This is a genomic window from Streptomyces sp. NPDC050528, assembly GCF_044457795.1.
Taxonomy (GTDB): domain Bacteria; phylum Actinomycetota; class Actinomycetes; order Streptomycetales; family Streptomycetaceae; genus Streptomyces.
Map to the genome: position 1 here is coordinate 54,980 of NZ_JBITHH010000006.1, position 18,134 is coordinate 73,113.

General features: G+C 72.2%; 15 protein-coding genes. 4 read left to right on the forward strand and 11 right to left on the reverse strand.

From position 1 onward, the window contains the following. Nucleotides 1–110 precede the first annotated feature (110 nt). On the reverse strand, nucleotides 111–662 hold the full coding sequence (locus ACIBK4_RS21820; RefSeq protein ID WP_398996555.1) for an FHA domain-containing protein: 552 nt from the start codon (nucleotides 660–662) through the stop codon (nucleotides 111–113). Between the two features lie 173 nt (nucleotides 663–835). Between ACIBK4_RS21820 and treZ the strand changes: the two genes are divergently transcribed. Further along, complete coding sequence (treZ, locus tag ACIBK4_RS21825) at nucleotides 836–2,581, forward strand: malto-oligosyltrehalose trehalohydrolase (RefSeq protein ID WP_398996557.1); 1,746 nt, start codon at nucleotides 836–838, stop codon at nucleotides 2,579–2,581. A gap of 111 nt (nucleotides 2,582–2,692) precedes the next feature. On the opposite strand, the gene ACIBK4_RS21830 is transcribed toward treZ, so the two are convergent. From ACIBK4_RS21830 to ACIBK4_RS21845, 4 genes are all read right to left on the reverse strand, one after another. Continuing rightward, the gene (locus ACIBK4_RS21830; RefSeq protein ID WP_398996558.1) at nucleotides 2,693–3,631 is read right to left on the reverse strand and encodes a phosphotransferase family protein; all 939 of its coding nucleotides are present in this window, start codon (nucleotides 3,629–3,631) and stop codon (nucleotides 2,693–2,695) included. 44 nt (nucleotides 3,632–3,675) lie between these two features. Further along, nucleotides 3,676–4,803, reverse strand: a complete 1,128-nt coding sequence (locus ACIBK4_RS21835; protein ID WP_398996560.1) for an aminopeptidase P family protein — start codon at nucleotides 4,801–4,803, stop codon at nucleotides 3,676–3,678. 127 nt (nucleotides 4,804–4,930) lie between these two features. Beyond that, nucleotides 4,931–5,509 (reverse strand): PDZ domain-containing protein, encoded by a 579-nt coding sequence (locus ACIBK4_RS21840; protein WP_398996562.1) that lies wholly within the window; start codon nucleotides 5,507–5,509, stop codon nucleotides 4,931–4,933. 138 nt (nucleotides 5,510–5,647) lie between these two features. After that, entirely contained in the window at nucleotides 5,648–6,514 is an 867-nt protein-coding gene (locus ACIBK4_RS21845; protein WP_398996564.1) for a LysR family transcriptional regulator, read from the reverse strand. Between the two features lie 117 nt (nucleotides 6,515–6,631). Between ACIBK4_RS21845 and ACIBK4_RS21850 the strand changes: the two genes are divergently transcribed. Both ACIBK4_RS21850 and ACIBK4_RS21855 read left to right on the forward strand, forming a co-directional pair. Next, nucleotides 6,632–7,375 carry a hypothetical protein gene (locus tag ACIBK4_RS21850; protein ID WP_398996566.1) on the forward strand — a complete coding sequence of 248 codons (744 nt, stop codon included), beginning with the start codon at nucleotides 6,632–6,634 and terminating at the stop codon, nucleotides 7,373–7,375. A 73-nt stretch (nucleotides 7,376–7,448) separates the two neighbouring features. Next, on the forward strand, nucleotides 7,449–8,981 hold the full coding sequence (locus ACIBK4_RS21855) for a hypothetical protein (RefSeq protein WP_398996568.1): 1,533 nt from the start codon (nucleotides 7,449–7,451) through the stop codon (nucleotides 8,979–8,981). A 283-nt stretch (nucleotides 8,982–9,264) separates the two neighbouring features. Here ACIBK4_RS21855 and cyc2 read toward each other — a convergent pair whose 3' ends face one another. After that, nucleotides 9,265–11,418, reverse strand: a complete 2,154-nt coding sequence (cyc2, locus tag ACIBK4_RS21860; protein ID WP_398996570.1) for a germacradienol/geosmin synthase Cyc2 — start codon at nucleotides 11,416–11,418, stop codon at nucleotides 9,265–9,267. A gap of 169 nt (nucleotides 11,419–11,587) precedes the next feature. Here cyc2 and ACIBK4_RS21865 point away from each other — a divergent pair, with 169 nt between their 5' ends. Continuing rightward, complete coding sequence (locus tag ACIBK4_RS21865; protein WP_398996572.1) at nucleotides 11,588–12,835, forward strand: endonuclease/exonuclease/phosphatase family protein; 1,248 nt, start codon at nucleotides 11,588–11,590, stop codon at nucleotides 12,833–12,835. On the opposite strand, the gene ACIBK4_RS21870 is transcribed toward ACIBK4_RS21865, so the two are convergent. Genes ACIBK4_RS21870 through ACIBK4_RS21890 form a run of 5 tightly spaced genes read right to left on the reverse strand, consistent with a single transcriptional unit; the run spans nucleotide 12,789 to nucleotide 18,098 of the window. After that, on the reverse strand, nucleotides 12,789–13,580 hold the full coding sequence (locus ACIBK4_RS21870) for an ABC transporter ATP-binding protein (protein WP_398996574.1): 792 nt from the start codon (nucleotides 13,578–13,580) through the stop codon (nucleotides 12,789–12,791). The genes ACIBK4_RS21865 and ACIBK4_RS21870 overlap by 47 nt on opposite strands. Before the next feature lie 9 nt (nucleotides 13,581–13,589). After that, nucleotides 13,590–15,203 (reverse strand): benzoylformate decarboxylase, encoded by a 1,614-nt coding sequence (mdlC, locus tag ACIBK4_RS21875; protein ID WP_398996576.1) that lies wholly within the window; start codon nucleotides 15,201–15,203, stop codon nucleotides 13,590–13,592. Then, nucleotides 15,200–16,066 (reverse strand): ABC transporter permease, encoded by an 867-nt coding sequence (locus ACIBK4_RS21880; RefSeq protein WP_398996578.1) that lies wholly within the window; start codon nucleotides 16,064–16,066, stop codon nucleotides 15,200–15,202. Before ACIBK4_RS21880 ends, mdlC begins: the two co-directional genes overlap by 4 nt. After that, nucleotides 16,063–17,127, reverse strand: a complete 1,065-nt coding sequence (locus ACIBK4_RS21885) for an ABC transporter permease (RefSeq protein ID WP_398996580.1) — start codon at nucleotides 17,125–17,127, stop codon at nucleotides 16,063–16,065. Before ACIBK4_RS21885 ends, ACIBK4_RS21880 begins: the two co-directional genes overlap by 4 nt. Further along, nucleotides 17,124–18,098 carry an ABC transporter substrate-binding protein gene (locus ACIBK4_RS21890; RefSeq protein ID WP_398996582.1) on the reverse strand — a complete coding sequence of 325 codons (975 nt, stop codon included), beginning with the start codon at nucleotides 18,096–18,098 and terminating at the stop codon, nucleotides 17,124–17,126. Before ACIBK4_RS21890 ends, ACIBK4_RS21885 begins: the two co-directional genes overlap by 4 nt. Nucleotides 18,099–18,134 lie beyond the last annotated feature (36 nt).

An 18,134-nucleotide genomic window follows, 5' to 3' on the forward strand; every position in this document is an offset into this window, starting at 1 on the left:
CGGCCTGCGGGGTACGTCAACACCGCCGTACGCAAAGGGATTTCACGCACACCCAAGATCGCCACATCGGGTAATGCCCAGGCCAGAGGTGACGCGTGACCCGGTCCGGCTCAGGTGCCGGCGAGCCGGAACGTCATCCGTCCGAAGCCGATCTGGTCGCCCTCGCGGACGACGGCCGCGCCGATGACCCGTCGGCCGTTCACCGTCGTGCCGTTGGTCGAACCGAGGTCGCGCAGCACCCACAGACCGCCCTGGCGGCTGAGTTCGGCGTGCACTCGGGACACCGTCTCGTGGGTCAGGCGCAGCCCGTTGGCGGGGTCCCGGCCGATGCGCAGCGGGTATCCGTTGCCCGGGTGGGGCAGCAGCAGCTTGGGGAGCCGCTCGGCCTGCCACGCCCTGCGCAGCCGTACGGTGAAGCCGGAGACGGCCTCCACGGAGCCGAACAGCAGCCTGGAGAGGCGGTTTTCGGTCGGCAGGTCGGCGGTGAGCGGCACGAGGTCCTCGGACCGGCGGGCGGCGAGCGCCAGCTCCATGCGCCGGATGAACGTGTCGTGGGACAGCCGCCCCATGGCGACGCCGTCGTGGAGGACCTTGAGCGCCTTGTCGCGCTCCACGTCGGACAGCCGCGCGGGGTACGTGTGGAACTCGAAGGACGACGTCACGCTCGTGATTGTCGGGCAGTGAACCCCGGGTGTCCAGAAGACGCGGAAACCGCCCGCACGCGCGCGAAGATGACGACACCTGCGTCAAAGGGGTGGATTCAAAAGCGGATTGATCTCGTTTGAAGCACGATGGACGGGCTACATCCCGGTGAGCAGACGAAGGGGAACCGTCCGTGCAGTTCGAGGTGTGGGCACCAGAGGCAGACCGAGTGACGCTCCATTGCGAGGGCGCCACGCGCGCGTTGGAGCGCGATCCCGAGCGCGTGGGGTGGTGGAGCGGCGAGGCGGACGCGAGCGACGGCACGCGGTACGGGTTCGCGGTGGACGACGGCCCGCCACGGCCCGACCCGCGCTCGCGTCGGCAACCGGACGGCCCGGACGGGCTGAGCGCGGTCGTCGACCACGAGCGGTACACGTGGCGGGCCGCGTGGACCGGACGCCCGCTGCCCGGAGCGGTGCTCTACGAGCTGCACGTCGGCACGTACACCCCCGAGGGCACCCTGGACGCGGCCGCCGACCGGCTCGGCCATCTCGTCGAACTGGGCGTCACACACGTCGAGTTGATGCCCCTGTGCCCGTTCCCGGGTCGCCACGGCTGGGGCTACGAGGGCGTCTCCCTGTGGGCCGTGCACGAGCCCTACGGCGGCCCCGAGGGACTCAAGCGGTTCGTCGACCGGGCCCATGAACTGGGCCTGGGCGTCGTGCTCGACGTGGTGCACAACCACCTTGGCCCGTCCGGGAATTACCTGCCCGTGTTCGGGCCCTACTTCACGGACACGCATCAGACCCCCTGGGGCAGCGCGGTCAACCTGGACGCGCCCGGCTCGGACGAGGTGCGCGCGTTCCTCCTGGGCAGCGCGCTGGCGTGGCTGCGCGAGTACCGGATCGACGGGCTGCGGCTGGACGCGGTGCACGCGCTGCAGGACACGCGCGCGTGCCACTTCCTGGAGGAACTGTCGTCCGCCGTCGACGCGTTGGCCGCCGAATCGGGCCGGCCGCTGTTCCTGGTCGCCGAGTCCGACCTGAACGACCCGCGCGTGGTGACCTCCCGCGCGGAGGGCGGTCTGGGGCTGCACGCGCAGTGGAACGACGACTTCCATCACGCCCTGCACACGGCGGTGACCGGTGAATCGCAGGGCTACTACGCGGACTTCGCACGGGCCCCGCTCTCCGCGATCGCCAAGACCCTGACCGGCGGCTACTTCCACGACGGCACCTATTCGAGCTTCCGGGACCGGCATCACGGCCGCCGCCTCGACCGCACGCGCGTGGCCGCGCACCGCCTGCTCGGCTACAGCCAGACCCACGACCAGGTCGGCAACCGCGCCCAGGGGGACCGCCTTTCGGCCTCCCTCTCCCCCGGCCTGCTGGCCTGCGCCGCCGCGCTGACCCTGACCGGACCCTTCACACCGATGCTGTTCATGGGCGAGGAGTGGGCCGCGGGCACGCCCTGGCAGTTCTTCACCGACCACACCGACCCGGACCTCGCGGAGGCCGTACGGCAGGGCAGGCGGCGGGAGTTCACGTCGCACGGCTGGGCCGCGGAGGACGTGCCCGACCCGCAGGACCCGGCGACCCGCGACCGCTCCTGCCTCGACTGGACCGAGCCGCAGACCGAGCCCCACGCGCGCGTGCTGGCCTGGTACCGCCGGCTCATCGCCCTCCGCCACCAGGAACCCGACCTCACCGACCCCGACCTCACCGACACGAAGGTGGCCTACGACGAGGACGCCCGCTGGCTCGCCCTGCGCCGCGGAGACGTACGCGTCGCCGTGAACCTCGGCAAGGAACCGGCCGCGATCCCGTTGGGCACGCGCCCGGCGGAGATCCTGGCCGCGTGGGAGCCGGTGGAGGTGCCGGGGGCGGACGGGTTGCTGCGGCTGCCCGGGGAGTCGTGCGTGGTGCTGGCGCAGGCGTAAACGCTTGCGCAATCGTTCGCGAGCCGACGGCGTAAACGCTTGCGCGAACGTTTGCGGACGGTCGGCGTAAACGCTTGCGTTCGCGTAAACGCTTGCGCGAACGTTTACGCGCTACAACTCCCCGTCCCCTTCCCTGAGTTCCGTCACCCGTTCCAGCAGGATCGCCTCCCAGCTGCGGCGCAGTTGGGTTCTGAGGAGTGGGACGGGCCCGGTGTCGCGGTCCTTGAGGTGGTCGGCGAGGCGGACGACGGTGTCGCAGCGGGCGAGCCAGAGGCCGCGCAGGCAGGGGCGGGCGCCGTAGCCGGCGAGGGTGGCGGCGCGTACGGCGGCGGGGGAACCGACCGCCAGGGCGAGCCCGGCGATGTCCTCGGCGGGGTCGCCGAGGACCGCGTCGGTCCAGTCCAGGACACCGCGCACCCGGCCGTCGGCGCTGACCACGAGGTGTTCGCCCTTGAGGCCGTGGTGGACGAGGACCGCGGTACCGGGCTGCGCGGCGAGCTGGATCGCGCCGGGCTGGGTGAGCTGGTGGAGGCGGGCGGCGTCGAACTCGTCGGCGGCGGCGAGCCGTTCGGCGGCCTCCTCGGCGGTGCGGCGCAACTCCTCCAGGGAGCGTGGTGCGGCGCGCGGGATCCCGAGCGACTCGGCCTGCCGGGCGGGCACCTCGCGCAGCCCGGTGAGCAGCCCGGCCAGGTCGGCCTCGCCGACGGCGGAGACGTCCTGGTCCTCGCCGGAACGGCCGGGCACCTTCGTGTCCAGCGTGTAGGTGAGCCCGGGCGCCCACTCGCCGTGCGCCACACTCGTCGGAACGGCGACGGGGAGATACGGCCGTACGAGGTCGCGCAGGCGCAGTTCGCGGCGCTGGCGCACGGTGGCCGCGCGGTTCGAGGCGAGGCGCAGGACATGGCGGGAGCCGACCCACCAGGTGGCGTGCCCGCCGCCCTCGGTGACGGGCGTGATCTCGAGGCCGGCACCGTCGGCCGTGCCGTCCTTGAGCAGGGAACGGACCAGCTGGCGGACGGTGTCCGCGGTGGGTGTCGGTGCCTGGGTCATGGTCGGGCCGTCGCCGTTCGGGGTGTCGGGGCTCCTGGTCGTCGTCAGTCCACCAGGGCCATCTCGCGAACCGTGTTGTTGAGCCGACGGCCACCGTGCTCGGTCACCGTGACGATGTCCTCGATGCGTACCCCGAAGCGGCCGGGCAGATAGATGCCGGGCTCCACGGAGAAGCACATCCCGGGCACGAGGGGCTGTTCCTCGCCCTCGATCATGTACGGCGGCTCGTGCGTGGTGACGCCGATGCCGTGGCCGGTGCGGTGGATGAAGTAGGGGCCGTATCCGGCGGCGTCGATGACCGCGCGGGCGGCGCGGTCGACCTCCTGGCAGGCGACTCCGGGGCGGACCGCGCGGACCCCTGCCTCCTGGGCCTCGCGGACGAGGTCGTGGACGCGCTGTTCCTCCTCGGTGGGCTCGCCGACGTGGACCGTGCGCGAGGTGTCGGAGCCGTAGCCGTCCTTGAGGCCGCCGAAGTCGAGGACGATCATGTCGCCCTGCTGGATGACGCGTTCGCCGACCTCGTGGTGCGGGTTGGCTCCGTTGGGGCCCGAGGCGACGATCGTGAAGTCGACCTGGGAGTGCCCGAACTGCCGTAGCAGATCGGCGAGATCGGCGCCGACGTCGGACTCGCGGCGGCCGGCGAAGGGAACCTTCCGGATCTCCTCGTACGTTGCGTCGGCGGCCGCTCCGGCGGCCGCCATGAGGTCCAGTTCGGCCGCGTCCTTCACCGCGCGGAGCATCGGCAGTGCGTCGGTGAGGGAGGCGTAGGTGGTGTCGGGCAGCGTCTTCTGCAGGCCCAGCAGATGCATCGACCAGGCGTTGTCGCTGATCCCGAAGCGGCCCGTCGCGTCGAGGAGGGCGGCGGTGGCGCCGTACGGGTCCTTGCCGTCGGTCCAGTCGCGCAGGGTGAGGGCGTCGGCGCCGGGCGCCTTGGCCGCGTCCGGGGCCTCCAGGGTGGGCACGACGAGGACCGGGGAGCGGCCGGGGGCCAGGACGAGCACGGTGAGCCGTTCGGTGATCGCGGTGGGCGCGTAGCCGGTGAGCCACACCAGGTCCGGTCCCGGCGCGACCAGCAGCCCCGCGAGCCCGGCGTCGGCGGCGGCCTGGGCCGCGCGGTCCATGCGGGCCCTGTAGTCGGCGGCGGTGAAGGGCGCGGGCGGGCTACCGGTCATTCAGGCCTCCGGGGGCGGACGGAACGGGGCTACGGTCAGCATCCTGCCCGGACCTGGGAGGCCGCGCGAGCCGATCGGCGGGACTCCCGGCCCCGGACGCGCGGTGGACGACCCGGGCGCCGCGGTGTCAGACGACGTACCCGGGCACCACGGTGAACTGCTGGAAGCCGCCGCTGTTGTGGCGCACGGTGATCGTGACCTCGTCCCCGGGGTGGGCACGCGCGACCGCGCGCGCGAGGTCGGCGGCCGAGTCGACACGGCTGCGGCCGAACGTGAGCAGGACGTCGCCGCGGATCAGGCCCGCCGTGTAGCCGGGGCCGGGGATGTGGACGCCGACGATCAGGGCGCCCGCTTTCTCGGCGTCCACGGCCTCCACCCCGAGGGTCGCGGCGGCGGGCGTGGGTGACGGCGAGGAGCTCGCGGAGGGCGCGGGCCGGTCGGTGGGACGGGCCGAAGGCGCCGGTTGCCCGGCCGCCTGGCGCTGCATCTCGGCGAGTTTGCTCATGCCGATCACCGTGGCGCCGACCGTGCCGAGTCCGACCCCCGACAGCACCAGGACGGTCCCGACGAACAGGCTGAACAGCAGGGTGACGAGCCGTCGGCCGCGGCGCCGCGCGGCGTGCGGGCGCCGGGGGCCGCCGGGCTTGATGCCGTCGCCGGGTTCCTGACCGGGCATCGGCTTGGGACGCAACGCAGTCTGTTCCATGGATCGCCTCCGGCAGATGCTCTACCCGGCGCACCGGCGCCCGACGTGCCACGAACGAGTGAGACTGACCGAGGGTCAGGAGAGGGAAGCGGCGCGCACCGCACGCACGCGTGACGCCTCACCTCCACGTCACCGGCCTCACCCCCGTTCCACCAGCCGCCCCACCAACCGCGCCGCCGCCCCTCGCGGCGCACCCCCGTACACCAGTTCCGTACGGTGCACGACGCGTGGTTCGGCGAGCGGGACGGCGACCGCGCCCGGTACCCCGGTGGCCGCCGAGCGGGGCAGCAGGGTCAGGCCGTGGCCGGCGGCGGCGAGGGCCGTGAGGACGCGGATGTCGGTGCCGTCGTAGCGCAGGGCCGGGCGGAAGGCGCCGCCGCCGTTCGCGGCCCGGAGCCGGGCGAGAGGCACGCCCGCGTCGGGGGCGTCGAGCCAGCGGGCGGCGGCGAGGTCGCCGAGGCGCAGGGCGGGGCGGCCGGCGAGGGGATGGGTGTCGGGGAGCAGGACGCAGACCGGTTCCTCGGCGACGCCGTGGGTGGTCAGCGGGGCCACGTCGGGCAGCCGTAGCGGATCGTTGGGGGCCGCGATCCCGTCGACCAGGCCGAGGTCCGCGGTGCCGGTGGCGACGGCGACCGGCACCGCGTCCCGGGTGAGCACACGCAGCGTCACGCCCGCGCGCGGGAGGGCGGTCAGGACGCGTGGCCCGAGTGCGGTCGGCGCGGTGGCGAGGGTGAGCCCGCGTTCGGGGGCGGCGGCCATCCGGACGACGTCCGCGCGGGCGGCGTCCAGGCGCAGCAGCAACGGGGCCGCGTGTTCGAGGAGCCGCTCGCCCGCCGCCGTCGGCGTGACCGGGCGCCGGGTGAGCAGCGGGGCGCCGAGGTCCTGCTCCAGGGCGGCGATGTGCTGGGACACCGCGGACTGGGTGTAGCCCAGCTCGCGCGCGGCCTCCGAGAAGGAGGCGAGCCTGGCCACGGTGACGTACGTACGCAGGAGATGCGGGTCCATGCCGGACAGAATGCCGTACGACACCGACTCCCGGACGCCTCCACATCAGCTCTGCTTATCGAGAGTGCAGAAATCATCGTTGGACGCGAACACCGGGTCGCGCCCAGGATGAACGGCATGATGAACACCGCAGATCAGACCGCACGCACCGCCCGTATCGCCCTGGTCGGCGACCGCTCCCCCAACGTCGTCTCGCACAGCCGTCTCCCGCTCATCCTCGACGCCCTCGCCGAGCACGACCGGCTCGTCCTCGACGCCTACTGGATCCCGTCCGAGGACGCCGAGGCACCGGACGCGGTGCGCGGGTTCGACGCCGTGTGGGTGCTGCCGGGCAGCCCCTACCGCAGCGAGGCCGGCGTCCTGTCCGCGATCCGCACCGCGCGCGTGGAGGGCGTTCCGTTCCTGGGCACGTGCGGCGGTTTCCAGCACGCGCTGCTGGAGTACGCCCGTGACGTGTGCGGGCTGACCCGGGTCGCGCACGCCGAGAACGACCCCGACGCCGAGGACCTCCTCATCGAACCGCTGGCCTGTTCCCTCGTCGGCCACGAGGCCGCCGTCACGATCGAGCCGGGCTCGCTCGCCGAGTCCGCGATCGGCTCGGAGCGCACGGTCGAGCGCTACTTCTGCTCCTACGGCCCGACCCGCCACCTCGACACCCTGCGCGCCCACGGCCTGCGCTTCTCCGGCCACGACGAGGACGGTCACGTCCGGATCGCCGAACTCCCCGGCCACCCCTTCTTCCTGGCCACCCTCTTCCAGCCGGAACTGTCCGGCGACGGCTCGCGCCCGCACCCGGTGGTGCGGGCGCTGGCGCGGGCGGCGGTGGAGCACGCGGGGCGGGAGCAGGGGGCGGCCGTCTGACCGCCCAGCACCTCACCGCCCGGCAGCTCGCCGCCCGACCCCGTTGTCAGTGGCGGCTGTTACGTTCTGTGACATGACCGATCACGCCCTGCGGCTGCTCCGGCACCACGCCCACCTGGCCGAACTGGCCGCGTTCCCCTTCGACTTCGACCTGGACCGGGCCGACCACGTCGAGCCGGTGCGGCTGGCCTCGGGCGGTCCGCTGCGTCCGGTCGCGGGTGACGGGGCGGGCGGTACGTACTTCGTGTGCGCGGACGGTTCGGTGCTGTACGCCGACTCCGAGGGCTCGGCCGGGATCATCGGCTCCAGTGTCGACGAGGCGTTGGAGATCGTGATCGGCCTGCCGGGCTGGCGCGACCATCTGGACCTGTCCCCGGCCGACGGCCCGGAGAAGATCCTGGCCCGGGTCGCGGAGACGGAGGAGGAGTTCCGCGAGGACTACGGCATCGACGAGGCGAGGCCTCAACTCCGCGCCGCCCTGGGCCTGTCCGAGCGTTCGCCGGTCGAGCTGATCGGCATGCTGCACACCGCCCTGCTGCGCACCGAGCCCGACTTCCTGCTCCTGAACGCCGAAGAGGGCTGCGCCTACGACCTCCTGGACCGGCATCCCCGTCCCCCACTGTGGGAGCCGGTGCTCGCCCAGGGACGGGCGGATCTCGCGGCACTGCGCGCGGGCGACCGTACGGTGTGGGACGCGACGGCCGAGGACCCCGTGAGGCGTCGACTCGCCCTGCGGGCCGCGCAGTTCGACCGCGCGGACAGTGATCTGGAGGTGCTGCGGTATCTGCTGCGGCACGAGGCACGCTCGTCGATGACGGACGAACTGCGGCTCGCCGCCGTGCTGGTGGGGCTACAGGGCCACCCCGAGGATCTGTCGTTGCTGGACGAGGTGCGGGAGACGGACTTCGACACCGCGTGCGGGCTGAGCGAGATGCCGCGGCCCGGCGCGGACGGAGCGGCCCTGCGGGAGTGGGCGCTCGGTCTCGACGAGGTCTTCTTCGGTACGGACCCGTCCGACGAGCCGTCGGACACCTGGACCGAACTGGCCGCCGACCAGGGCCTGACCGAGCTGGCCCGGACCGCCCTGATCCGCAGGCTCGACGCGATCGAGCTGGACCAGGGCACGCTGCGGCGACCGGACGCGCCGAAGACGCTGGACACCTCTCCCCTGTCCTCGCTCGCCCACGACTTCGAGCAACTGGGCGATCTCCCCCAGGCATTGCGCGCCCAACGCCTCTGCGCCGCCCTCCAGGACACGGCATGGGACCGCGTCTCGGCCCGGCTGACCCAGGCCCGCCTGGAGCGCGAGACGGGTCAACTCCCCCAAGCAGGACGGACGTTGACGGTCCTACGGGAGATCCTGGCCGCCCCCGGCGACGACACCCTCCGGCACTGGCAGGACGTGAACCTCGGCCGGTTCATCGCCAAGGAGCACTACTCCCTGGCCCGCGACCTGGCCGACGCGAACCTCCCGGAGGAGGCCCGCGCGACCCTGGCCGCCGCCGAGGAGATAAGCGGCGAGCTCTCGGGACCGGCGGCAACAGCCGTACGAGAGCTCGCCGTTGAGGTCGCGGAGCGGGTCGGGGACGCGCGGGATCTCGACTGAGCGGCTGCGTCAGCGCCCTCCGGTTGTCGATCGGAGGGCAGCCTCAGGCTCGGTCTCAGGCCCGCCGGGATCCCGGCTCGGCGGCTGCCTCAAGCCCCCGAAATCCCGGCCGACGGGCCATCACACCACCAGGGCTCCGGCCGCCGAACGACGGCCACATCACAAGCCTCCGGCAGCCGAACAGCCGGGCCATCACCAGACCCGCCCCCCGACCGACCGCCAACTCCCCGCGAAACCCCGGCCGAACGGCCGTCACGGCCCCAACACCCCGCCCGCGTCACCCTCAACCGAACGGCAACACCGGCACCCGGTCCGGTACGAACCCGTGCGACCGCTTCGCCAGGTACTCCGCCTTGTAGCGGTCGACCTCGCTGTGCCAGTTCAGGATGCCCGCCATCCAGTGCTGGAGGTCGGTCACATAGCCCTTCATGATCTCGCGGGCCTCGTCCGAGAGGTCGAAGTCGTCGTAGACGATGGGCAGTTCGTTCGCGGCGACGTGTTCGAACTGGTGCATGCGCTGGGTCATCAGGTCGTGGACGACGCCGAGTGCGGTCGGGTAGTCGATGCCGAAGAAGTTCTGTACGACGAGGATCGCGTTGTGGACCTCGCCCTCGTACTCGATCTCCTTCTGGTAGGAGAAGACGTCGTTGAGGAGGCAGGCGTAGTCGATGGCCGCGTTCTCCAGGGCGCGGACGGGGCCGGTGCGGTAGACCTCTGGCGGGACCTTCGGGCCGTGGCCCATGCGGCACATGCTGAGGGTGAGGTCGGAGCCGAAGGTGGCGCGGCGCATCTCCAGGTAGTCGATCGGGTCGGGGACGCGGTGCTGGATCTGGTTGGACAGCTCCCAGACCCAGCTCTCGGTCATCTTGTTGATCGCGGTCTTCAGGGTGCGCCGGTCGTCCACAGGCATCTCGGCGGTTGTGAGGGCCCACAGGTCGATGAGCCCGCGCTCCATTCCATTGACCGGCACGACGACCGCCGGTCCCTCGATGGGCATGCAGTCCGAGAGGCGGGCCGTGGTGACCCGGGCGGCGGCGAGGTCACCGCGGATGCCGTAGACGAGGGGGTAGTAGTCGTCGCCGTAGGTCCCCCAGGCGAGCCAGCGGGAGCTGAGGTCGAGGGCCGCCTCGGTGGCGTCCGGGTCGATGCCGGCGGAGCAGAGCGGGAGGTCGGCGGCGGCGAGTTTCTCCTCGTCCCAGACTCCCTCCTCCAGGATGCCCATCGCGTGCGCCCAGTCGACGAGGCGGAGGCGGGCGCCGTCCAGGTGCGGGCTGAGCTCGACCTGGAACGGCATGTAGAAGTCGGGGAGTTGAGAAGGACCGACCTTCTGGAAGGGCACGTGCGTGTAGGCGCGCAGCCGTTCGGCGCCGGCCGAGGCGAGCAGGGCGCCGATGTCGGCGGCGGAGGTGCCGATGCCGGTCGGGCCGTTCAACGGCGAGTTGTCCAGGGCGCCTTCGTTCATGTAGCGGCTCGAGCGCAGATGCCACTCGTGGCCGCCGGACTGCCAGTCCTGCAAGCCCTGGGCGTAGGCGGCGACGGCCCTGACCTCGTCCGGGGTGAGACCTTTCTCCAGGGCCACGGCGGGCACTTCGGTTAACGCGGTGTGCTCGAACTGGTGGAGCCGCGAGGTCAGTACGTCGTTGACGGTGTCGGCGGCCTCCTGGGTGGTGCAGCCGAAGAAGGACTCCAGGACGAGCACGCCGTTGCTCAACTCGCCCTCGTCCTCGACCTCCCGCTGGTAGGAGAAGAGGTCGTTGCGCAGGTGGACGCCGTCGGAGAAGGTCTCCATCAGCACCCGCAGCGGCCGCTCCTCGGCGACGGACGCGGGCACTTCGGAGGTCGCGTACTCCACGAGCCCCGCCGACCAGGGCGCACCGCCCACCTTGCGGCGCATCTCGATGTACTCGACGGGGTTGGCGACCCGCCCCTCGTTGATGTTGGACAGCTCCCACAGGGACTCGTTGAGCAGATGCTCGGTGGAGACGGCGAAGCGGCGTCGCCAGTCGACGGACATCGAGGGCACGGTGCGCGCCCACAGGTCGGCGAGCCCCGCCTCGACCGGATTCTCCGGCTCCGGTACGGGAGTTGAGAGGTCCAGCGGCATGAACAGCGGCAGCCGGTCCAGGTAGGCCTTGCCGCCGGCGCGGTCCTGGCTGCGCTTGAAGGTCTCCAGGAAGTGGTCGTCGAAGAAGAACACCCACACGTACCAGTCGGTGATCAGCGACAGGGCGGGCCCGTCGCAGTCGGGGTGGGTGTAGGCGCAGAGCAGGCCGTAGTCGTGCGCGTCGAGGTCGGCCTGCTCCCAGATCCCGGAGCCTTCCAGCATGCCCATCTCGCGCGCCCACACGGAGGAGTGGGCACGGGCCTCGTCCAGATGCGGGTTGAGGCGCGCGGGATACGGCATGTAGAAGTGCGGGAGTTCGAACGGCTGGGTCATGGCCGGGCCCTACCCGCGGCCCTCAACGGCCATCCCGGGCAAGGGACATGATCACACCATCGCGTGAATCAGGAGTGAACCCATGAGTTTCGCCCGCATCTTGTGACGTTCACTTCTACGCGCGCAGACTACGGGGGTTCACGTGTCCCCTCCCTTGGCCGGAGCCCCGATGAACCACTCCCGAACCTTCTCCCGCCGCGCCACGCTCGCCTCCCTGGCCGGAGCGGCGCTGGCCGGTACCGCCACCGTGCGCGCGTCGGCATCCGAGCAGCGCGGGCGGTACGGCCGGACCGTACGGTTCGCCACCTTCAACGCCTCGCTGAACCGCGCCACCGAGGGCGCGCTGGTCACGGACCTGTCGACGCCCGACAACGCCCAGGCGCAGAACGTCGCCGAGACCATCCAGCGGGTGAACCCGGACATCCTGCTGATCAACGAGTTCGACTACGTGGAGAGCGGCGGAGCGGTCCGCCTGTTCCTCGACAACTACCTGTCCCGGGGCCACAACGACTCCCGCCCGATCCACTTCCCGCACCACTTCACCGGCCCGGTGAACACGGGTGTACCGTCCGGCGTCGACCTCGACGGCAAGAACGGCGTGGTGACGACGCCGGGTTCGGACGCCTACGGTCAGGACGCGTTCGGCTACGGCTTCTTCCCGGGCCAGTACGGCATGGTCGTGCTCTCCAAGTTCCCGATCGACACCCGCGCGGTGCGCACCTTCCAGCACTTCCTGTGGAAGGACATGCCGGGCAACGTGATCCCTCCCGGGTACTACAGCGACGCGGCCCGCGCGATCTTCCGGCTCTCCTCCAAGAGCCACTGGGACGTGCCGATCCGGCTCGGCCACGAGACCGTGCACTTCCTGGTCTCGCACCCGACACCGCCCACCTTCGACGGCACCGAGGACCGCAACGGCCGCCGCAACCACGACGAGATCCGCCTCTGGGCGGACTACATCGGCGGCCACGCGCGCAGCGCCTATCTCTACGACGACAAGGGCGTCCGGGGCGGGCTGCGGCCCGGCTCGCGGTTCGTGATCGCGGGCGACCAGAACGCCGATCCGTACGACGGCGACAGCTACGACCACGCCGTACGGCAGCTCCTCGACCACCCGGCGATCAACCTCCCCGCCAGGCCGCCGGCCAGCGCGGGCGGGGTCGAGGCCGCGAAGCTCCAGGGCGGTGCGAACGTCGGCCAGATCGGCAACCCGGCCTACGACACGGGCGACTTCAGCGACACGGCACCGGGCAATCTGCGCGTGGACCACGTCCTGCCGTCCAAGGGACTGCTCCCCGGCCGCAACGGCGTCTTCTGGCCGACCTCGGACGACCCGCTGTACCGCCTGGTCGGCGACGGCACCACGGTCGTCACGTCCGACCACCGGATGGTGTGGCAGGACGTACGGCTGGGCTAGGCGTGCGCACCGCGCGGCCCACCCGGGTGCGCAGGGCCACGAACTCCGGCAGTCCGCGCGTGCCGATCTGGTCGCGGGGGCAAGGGAGTTCGACCGGTAGGTCCAGGGCCACCCGCGCCCCCGGGCCCGGGGTCAGGACGACGACACGGTCGCCGACGTAAACGCTTTCGTCGATGTCGTGGGTGACGAAGACGATCGTCGTGCGGTCGGTGCGGTGCACCTCCAGGAGGAGGTCCTCCAGGTCCTCGCGGGTCTGGGCGTCGAGGGAGCCGAAGGGTTCGTCCATCAGCAGCAGGGAGGGGCGGCAGACCAGGGCGCGGGCGATGGCCACGCGCTGCTGCATGCCTCCGGACAGCTGCCAGGGGTGCCGGCGGGCGGCGCCGGTCAGGCCGACGCGGTCCAGGATGCGTTCCGCCTCGGCGCGCCGCTCGGCCCGGCGCAATCCCTGGCGGCGCAGCGGCAGGGCGACGTTGTCGCGGACGGTGAGCCAGGGCAGCAACGAGCGGCCGTAGTCCTGGAAGACCACGGCGAGGCGGTCCGGTACGCCGGTGACGGGCCGGTCGTCGATCGTGATCGTGCCCCCGCGCGCGGGCAGCAGACAGGCGACCGTGCGCAGCAGCGTGGACTTGCCGCAGCCCGACGGGCCCACCACGCACAGGAGTTGACCGTCCGGCACGGTGAGGGTGAGGTCGCGCAGGACGGGCTGATCGCCGTAGGACTGACTCAGGGCGTCGAGGCGGAGCATCGCGGTCGATCACCTGGCCCAGGGTTCGGTGTAGAGCGCGCCGTCGCCTGCGGCGACCCGGACGTGCAGCAGGTGCGGGCCGTCCTCGTCGGGCGCGCGCAGGGTGCGGTCGAGGGCTTCGGGGAGTACGGCGGGGTCGTCGACGTAGGTCGCCGGGCAGCCGAAGGACCGGGCGAGGCCGACGAAGTCGACGCCTCCGATGTCGGTGCCCGGGACGGGGGCGATGCCGATCCGGCGGCCCAGGGCGCGGACGGCCGCATAGCCGCCGTTGTCGAGGACGACGTAGGTCACCGGCGCCCGGTGCTGAGCCGCCGTCCACAGGGCCTGCACCGAGTAGAGCGCGGAGCCGTCGCCGATGACGCAGACCAGCCGGCGCCGGTCGGCGAGCGCGCGGCCGACCGCGAGCGGCAGTCCCCAGCCGAGGGCTCCGCTGCCCGTGGTGAGGAAGCCCCCGGAGCTGTCGACGGGCACGCGCGCGTGGAGGGCGTCCCGGTGACTGGGGGCCTCCTCGACGAGGACGAGGGCGCGGTCTCCGGGCACCCGGGTGCGGAGGTGGTCGAGGACCAGTTCTGCGGTGAGACCGCTGCCGGTCTCCGGCGGCGGGGGTGCCGGGCGGGGCGGGGGCGGTTCGCGGTCGGTCGTCTTGAGCAGTGCGGTGAGGTGGGCGAGGGCGGGCTTGAGGGTGGTGACGATGCTGGTGCCGGTGGGCAGCCAGGCCGCCTGCGCGGGGTCGCAGTCCAGGTGGTGGAGTTCGGTACCGGGGTGCAGAAGCGGTCCGCCGTCGTCGACGTGGTAGGTGAAGACGGGCGCGCCGAGCGCCACGACGACGTCGAACGGCCTCAGCCGCGCGGCCAGTTGACCGGCGACCGGTGGCAGGAAGCCCTGGAAGAGAGGGTGGGACTCGGGGAAGCCGGAGCGGCCGGAGAGCGGGCTGATCCAGACGGCGGCGCGGGTGCGTTCGGCCAGCTCGCGGACCTCGGGGAGGGCGTCCTCGTCGTCGACGCCGGGGCCGACGACGAGGGCGGGGCGGGCGCAGTCGTCCAGACGGGCCGCGAGGGCGGACAGCGCGTACGGGTCGGCGGTGAACCCGGTGTGCACGGTGCGTGGTTCGACGGGCCGCGCCGGCTGGTCCCAGTCGTCCTCGGGGACGGAGACGAACACTGGTCCGCGGGGCGGTGTCATCGCGATGCGGTGGGCCTCGGCGAGGACGGCGGGCACGTCGGCGGCGCGCTCCGGCTGGTGGGCGAACTTGACGTAGGGGCGCGGGAATTCGGCCGGGCGGTCGGCGCCGAGGAAGGGGCGCAGTTGCAGCAGGGAGCGTGCCTGCTGGCCCGCGACGACGACCAGCGGGACGCGGTCGCGGTGGGCGTTGAAGACGGCGCCGAGCGCGTGGCCGACACCGCCGGCCGAGTGCAGGCTGACGAACGCGGCGCGCCGGGTGCCGAGCGCGTGGCCCGCGGCCATGGCGACGGCCGTGGACTCCTGGAGCCCGAGGACGTAGGTGAAGTCGTCGGGCCAGTCGCGGAACATGCGCAGTTCGGTGGAGCCCGGGTTGCCGAAGACGGTGGTCATCCCGGTGTCACGGAGGAGCTGGACGACGGCGTCCAGAACGGTTCCCTTCATGCGGACCTTCCCTTGCTGCTTCCCTTGCTGCTTCCGTTGTGGCTCCCTCTGCCGGTGAGCCGCTTCTCGACCGCCAGCAGGCCGGTGTTGAGCAGAAACCCCAGGGCGCCGAGCAGGACCAGTACCGCCCACACGGTCAGCAGGTCGGAGCGCGACTGGGCGTCGGTGAGCGCGAAGCCGATGCCGTTCGCGGTGCCCGGCAGCAGTTCGGAGAACACCATCAGGACGAGACAGAGCGAGAGGCTCAGCCGCAGGCCCGCGAAGATCCGGGGCAGCGCGGAGGGCAGCAGCAGGAACCAGAGCCGTTCGAGCGGGGTCAGCCGCAGTACGGCGGCGACGTCGAGCCGCAGCGGGTCGACGTCGCGGGCGCCCTCCGCCGTGTTGATCAGCACCGGCCAGACCGCGCTGAACACGATCGACGCCAGCTGCATCGGCGTACCGAAGTCGAACACGACGACGAACACCGGCACGAGCGCGGGCGGCGGCACCGCGCGGGCAAATTGCAGCACCGGGTCGCACAGGGCGTAGGCCCGGCGCGACCGGCCGACCGCGACCCCGAGGGCGATCCCCGCGACGGCAGCGAGCACGAACCCGGCGGCCATCCGACCGAGGCTGGGCAGGATCGTGTCGACGGCGGCCGAGGTGAGGAACACATGCCCGACAGGCCCCGAGAACCACAGGTTGTAGGCGTGGCGCACGATACGGACGGGCGGCGGGAAGTAGACACTGCCGTGCGCACGAGCGGCCAACTCCCAAGCGGCGAGGGCGAGTACGAGGACCAGCCAGCGCAGGAGAGCGCCGCGGACCGGGAGGGTTCTACGGTCTGACGGGCGGCGCGTCGCAGAGAGGGGCGGGTGGCTCATGGCAGGGCCTCGCCCGCTGCCGTCCCGCTCGCTCTCGTCCCGTCCGCCGCCGCACCATCCGCTCCCGTCCCGCCCGCTCCCGCACCGCCGCCGCTCTCCGACCGGCGATCACCGGAGCCGTCCCGCCGTGCGGGAGCGGATCCGTCCCGCCGGGCACCGTCCGCCCCACCCCGCCCGGCACCGCCCGGTCCCTCCCACCCGGCACCGCCCAGCCCATCCCGCCCAGCACCGCCCCCTCCGCCCCACCACGCGACAGCGAGCCCGCCCCGCCGCACCCCACCGGAGCCGTTCCGCCCTCGGCGCCCCGCCGTCCACGGAAACGCCAGCCGCTCCAACCGCACCAGCACCCCGTTGATCACCAGCCCCAGCACCCCCGCCCACACCACCCCCGCCAGCACGTCCCGTGTTCCGTCGGTGGCCAGTTGGGCCTGGGCGATGAAGATGCCGAGGCCCTGGCCGAAGCCGGAGAGGAGTTCGGTGGCGATGGCGAGGATCAGGGCGGTGGCCGCCGAGATACGGAGGCCGGCGGCGATGAAGGGCGCGGTGGCGGGGAGTTCGACGTGCAGCAGGACCGCGAGGCGGCCGAAGCCGAAGGCGCGCAGCGTGTCCTTGGCCACGGGGTCGGTCTCGGACAGGCCGTGCACGGTGTTGAAGAGGATCGGCCAGACCGACGCGTAGGTGATCAGCGCGACCTCGGTCCCGGTGCCGGAGCCGAGGAGGAGGGAGACGAGGGGGATCAACGCCACGGACGGGAGCGGGCGCAGGAACTCGATCACCGCGCGTACCGCTTCGTCGATCACCGGCACGCTGCCCAGCAGCAGACCCAGCGGAATCGCGATCGCGGAGGCAAGGGCGAGCCCGAGCGCCCACGCCCGGAGGGTGACCGCCACCCCGTCCAGGAAGGTGCGGTCGGCCGCCAACTCGACCGCGCGGGCCAGGACTTCGGACGCCGGCGGCAGATAGCCGCGTCGTACGACGCCCGCCCTCCCGATCGCCTCGCAGGCGCCGAAGGCCAGGAGGACCCCGAGTGCGCCGAGGGCGATGTCCTGGCGGCGGTTCACTTGACGAGGAGCGTGGCCGGGTCGAGCGGCTTCTTCAACAGCCCCTGTTTCCGCATGAGTTCGACGAGCCGACGGAGTTGGGCGGCGTCAGTGCTGGCCGGGTAGGCGGGCAGGTTGATGGTCTTGGCCTGGTCCGCGGTCACCTTGGTGTACTTGGGGAGTTCGGCGCGTACGGCGGCGGGGTCCTGGGCTGCGATCTTCGACGCCGCCTCGATCGCCCGCTGGAACGCCCGCGCCGTCTTGGCGTGCTTCTCGGCGAAGGCGCCTGTCGTGACGTAGCCGCTGATCGGCAGGGACCGGACGGGCGCGGACCCGCCGTCGAGCAGCACCCGGGCCTTCAACTCGCCCTGGATCGCGCTGTCGAAGGGCTCGACCGCGTGGACGGCGTCGACCTGGCCCTTCTGCAGGGCGGGGCCCATCTGCGGGAACGCGATCTGCCGGTAGACGGGGTGTCCGGCGCCCTGTTGGTCGAGGATCGCGTCGAGGGTGAGCGACTGGATGTTGTTGAGGATGTTCACGGCGACCGTTTTGCCCTTGAGGTCGGCGGCGGTCTTGATCGGTGAGTCCTTCGGGACGAGGACGTCCATCATGTGCGGTGCCGTACGGACCCCCTCGGCGAGGATGCGGAGGTCGAGGGTGCCCTGTTCGTCGGCCTGGAGGAAGGTGACGTAGTTCGCGCTCGCGATCATGTCGACCTGACCCTTGGAGAGGGCGGGCAGGGCCTGGATGCTCTGCTGGACGGGCTGGATGGAGACGTCCAGGCCCTCCTTGACGAACAGTCCGCGGTCCCGCGCGATGTACAGCGCCGCCGCGTCCGTCAGCGGCAGGGCGGCCACGGTGACCTTCTGCCGTCCGTCGCCGGAGGAGCCGGAGTCCCCGCCGTCACCGCAGGCGGCGAGCACGAGTGCCAGTACGGCCGCGCCCGCCGCCAGCCTCCCTGTTCCCGTTCGTAATGGACGTGAAGTCGTCATGCGAGCAAGGAATACCAGCGTTTGGGCATGATCACC

Coding starts and splice junctions, on each gene's coding strand:
- cyc2 (WP_398996570.1), bottom strand. CDS start 11,418: ATGACCCAGCCGTTCGAACTCCCGCACTTCTACATGCCGTATCCCGCG.
- ACIBK4_RS21865 (WP_398996572.1), top strand. CDS start 11,588: ATGAACCACTCCCGAACCTTCTCCCGCCGCGCCACGCTCGCCTCCCTG.
- ACIBK4_RS21830 (WP_398996558.1), bottom strand. CDS start 3,631: ATGACCCAGGCACCGACACCCACCGCGGACACCGTCCGCCAGCTGGTC.
- ACIBK4_RS21880 (WP_398996578.1), bottom strand. CDS start 16,066: ATGAGCCACCCGCCCCTCTCTGCGACGCGCCGCCCGTCAGACCGTAGA.
- ACIBK4_RS21845 (WP_398996564.1), bottom strand. CDS start 6,514: ATGGACCCGCATCTCCTGCGTACGTACGTCACCGTGGCCAGGCTCGCC.
- ACIBK4_RS21840 (WP_398996562.1), bottom strand. CDS start 5,509: ATGGAACAGACTGCGTTGCGTCCCAAGCCGATGCCCGGTCAGGAACCC.
- ACIBK4_RS21855 (WP_398996568.1), top strand. CDS start 7,449: ATGACCGATCACGCCCTGCGGCTGCTCCGGCACCACGCCCACCTGGCC.
- mdlC (WP_398996576.1), bottom strand. CDS start 15,203: ATGAAGGGAACCGTTCTGGACGCCGTCGTCCAGCTCCTCCGTGACACC.
- ACIBK4_RS21890 (WP_398996582.1), bottom strand. CDS start 18,098: ATGACGACTTCACGTCCATTACGAACGGGAACAGGGAGGCTGGCGGCG.
- ACIBK4_RS21870 (WP_398996574.1), bottom strand. CDS start 13,580: ATGCTCCGCCTCGACGCCCTGAGTCAGTCCTACGGCGATCAGCCCGTC.
- ACIBK4_RS21850 (WP_398996566.1), top strand. CDS start 6,632: ATGATGAACACCGCAGATCAGACCGCACGCACCGCCCGTATCGCCCTG.
- ACIBK4_RS21835 (WP_398996560.1), bottom strand. CDS start 4,803: ATGACCGGTAGCCCGCCCGCGCCCTTCACCGCCGCCGACTACAGGGCC.